Source organism: Synechococcus sp. MU1655, assembly GCF_023630655.1.
Lineage (GTDB): Bacteria > Cyanobacteriota > Cyanobacteriia > PCC-6307 > Cyanobiaceae > Synechococcus_C.
In genome coordinates, this window is the sequence record NZ_JAKUHK010000260.1 from 1 (window position 1) to 2,642 (window position 2,642).

3 protein-coding genes are annotated in these 2,642 nt (G+C 59.3%); 2 read left to right on the forward strand and 1 reads right to left on the reverse strand.

Annotated elements, in window-relative coordinates; translation table 11 throughout:
* Positions 1-127: 127 nt before the first annotated feature.
* Complete coding sequence (locus tag NCN04_RS10360) at positions 128-1,276, forward strand: ATP-binding protein (protein ID WP_250396050.1); 1,149 nt, start codon at positions 128-130, stop codon at positions 1,274-1,276.
* On the opposite strand, the gene cobS is transcribed toward NCN04_RS10360, so the two are convergent.
* Positions 1,221-1,985: an adenosylcobinamide-GDP ribazoletransferase gene (cobS, locus tag NCN04_RS10365; protein WP_250396051.1), complete on the reverse strand. Its 765-nt coding sequence runs from the start codon at positions 1,983-1,985 to the stop codon at positions 1,221-1,223. The genes NCN04_RS10360 and cobS overlap by 56 nt on opposite strands.
* 59 nt (positions 1,986-2,044) lie before the next feature.
* On the opposite strand from cobS, the gene NCN04_RS10370 reads away from it, so the two are divergent.
* Positions 2,045-2,642 (forward strand): tRNA guanosine(34) transglycosylase Tgt (locus tag NCN04_RS10370; RefSeq protein WP_250396052.1); only part of this gene is annotated, 598 nt, incomplete at its 3' end.

Genomic DNA, 2,642 nt, shown 5'->3' on the forward strand with positions numbered 1-2,642 from the left:
GGAAACCGGCACCGCAACGAAGAGCGCCGTTGATCGATCGTAAGATCTTAAGACTTTTTCCTGAATTGGCAAGAAAGTCGGTTTTTGGGTTGCCACCCCGGCTGTATCCAGGCTCACAATTTCAAGAATGCAGCTGTCCAACCGGTTCCTAACCCTGGTCAAGCAACAGCTGAAGAGTTTTTCAGGGGATGTGGCTCTAGACAAATTGGTTGTCTACATCGCACAAAGCAGTGAGGGAGAGGCGCCCAGCTTCACGATGTTGGATCAGTGGCCTCCAGATAGTGGGCGACTCCCAGAGATTGCAGACGACCCCAGCCTTCGCATTCCAGCGCCAGAGCGGCACTGGTTTCCCCTCCGTCATGACGATCTCTTACTAGGGGTTCTGAGGGCAGAACAGCACCGGGAGGAGGAATGGTCCGACCAACTGGATCGCCGCCTGCAAGCCAGCGCCTCAGCCTTGGCTTACAGCCTTGGCCTTGAACTCGAACGCAGTCGCCTATTGGAAGAACTCCATCAGCAACGCCAACAGATGAATCTTGTGGTGCATCAGCTGCGCAATCCACTGGCAGCTTTGCGCACCTATGCCCAGCTTCTGCTCCGTCGCTTGGGGCCCGAGCACCTCCAACGCCCACTTGTGACCGGACTCCTTCAAGAGCAGGCCCAGCTCGACCGCTACATCACATCCCTGGACCTCATTGGTCAAGAGAACCTGCCGCATCGCCCCGAGGCGCCCGCCCCACTGCTGCTTCCACAGGTGCAATCAAAAGGCCCAGGGCTCACGATTGAACACATCCTCCAACCTTTGATTGAGCGGGCTGCCGCAACCGCAGCACTCCAGAACCGAGCTTGGCAAACACCAGCGCATTGGCCTGCCTGGACTCAAGAGATTCGGCCCGATGACGATGCCGTTATCTCAGAGATCGTGGCCAATCTGCTGGAAAATGCCTTCCGCTACAGCCCTACAGGCTGTCCACTGGGTCTCAGCCTGTTCGACCACAGCATCTTGATCTGGGACGGTGGGCCTCCAATCCCAGAGCAAGAACAAGAGCTCATCTTCCACAAAGGCAAGCGGGGAAGCAGCAGCAAAGATCAATCAGGATCAGGGCTCGGGCTGGCACTCGCTCGCCTTCTCGCCGAAGAACGGGGAGGGGGATTGGTGTTGCACACCCATCCGAACCAGCTCGACCCGAGCCTCCCAAGCCGCGGCAACGCCTTTCTCCTCAGCCTCCCCCCACCCCCAGCGAAGGCGCCAACAGGGCGATCAAAAGCAAACTAGACGTCTCACTGAGCATCACAACAGCTCCATAGCCGTCTCCCGTCATTCCTCCCAGGCGTCGGCCGAGCCACTCAGCCGCAACCAGTGCACTCAGCAAACAAAGAGGAACCGTCAGCAGCGGAAGCCACTGAAGCAATGGGCTCACCAGCAGCAACAAAATCAGGGTGGGAACAGCGTCTCCAAGGCCCTTGTGGTGACGGCGATGAAAACCAGCCGTTCCATTCACCCGCAAATAAGCGAAACGCGCCATCGCCCAAAGAGGCGACACCCTGGACAAAGCGCTCGTGACCAACAAAGCGATCGGCGCCAGGGAGTCCAAACGCACCAAAGCGGCGAACTGCAACAACAGCACCACCACTGACAGCTGGACACCACTCGCACCCACACGGCTGTCCTCCATGGCCTCCAGGCAACGCTCAGGGCCTGCGGCAAGACCATCAGCCGTGTCGATCAGTCCATCGAAATGGAGCCCACCAGTGAGGTACAACCCCAAGGCCAAAACAGCTGGAACCAGTGCGACAGGAGGCCATCCCAAACCGGACAAAAGCCACCACAATCCCGCCTGCAGGCTTCCTATGACCAGGCCGATCCAAGGAGCAAAGCGGGCGATGCGTTCGAAGCGAGGCTGAGGCCAGGGCCAGGCAGGCAGCACCGAATAAAAAATCCAGGCACCCACTAAATCGCGTAGCCAGGAGGGGGCTGAAGCCATGACCTCGACCCATGGACCGACATGGCTCACCGTAAATTGATGCGTTGCACAGAGGGCCTGTGTTCCAGTTCGAGATTCAGGCCACTTGCCGCAACACGGGTGCTCGCTGTGGATGCTTCCACACACCTCATGGTCCAGTCACGACACCGCGGTTCATGCCCGTGGGCACCCTGGGCACCGTGAAAGGGGTGACCACCTCCCAGTTGGCGGAGACCGGCGCCCAAATGGTGCTGTCCAACACCTATCACCTGCATCTCCAGCCTGGGGAGGAGATCGTTGCCGCCGCCGGAGGGCTGCATCGGTTCATGGGCTGGGACGGTCCGATGCTCACCGATTCCGGTGGCTTTCAGGTGTTCAGCCTCGGCGACCTCAATCGCATTGACGATGAAGGGGTGGACTTCCGCAACCCTCGAAACGGCAGCCGCATTTTGCTGACCCCCGAGCGGTCGATGCAAATCCAAATGCGCCTTGGTGCCGATGTGGCTATGGCCTTCGATCAATGTCCGCCCTATCCAGCTACCGAGAACGATGTTGCGGAAGCTTGCCGACGCACCCATGCCTGGCTGGGCCGCTGTGCAGACGCCCATCAACGCGACGACCAAGCCCTCTTCGGGATTGTTCAGGGTGGTTGTTTCCCCCACCTCCGTGATCTGAGCG

Bases quoted from the DNA above. Each gene is read 5' to 3' on its own strand.
- NCN04_RS10360 (WP_250396050.1), top strand. From the start codon at position 128: ATGCAGCTGTCCAACCGGTTCCTAACCCTGGTCAAGCAACAGCTGAAG.
- cobS (WP_250396051.1), bottom strand. From the start codon at position 1,985: ATGGCTTCAGCCCCCTCCTGGCTACGCGATTTAGTGGGTGCCTGGATT.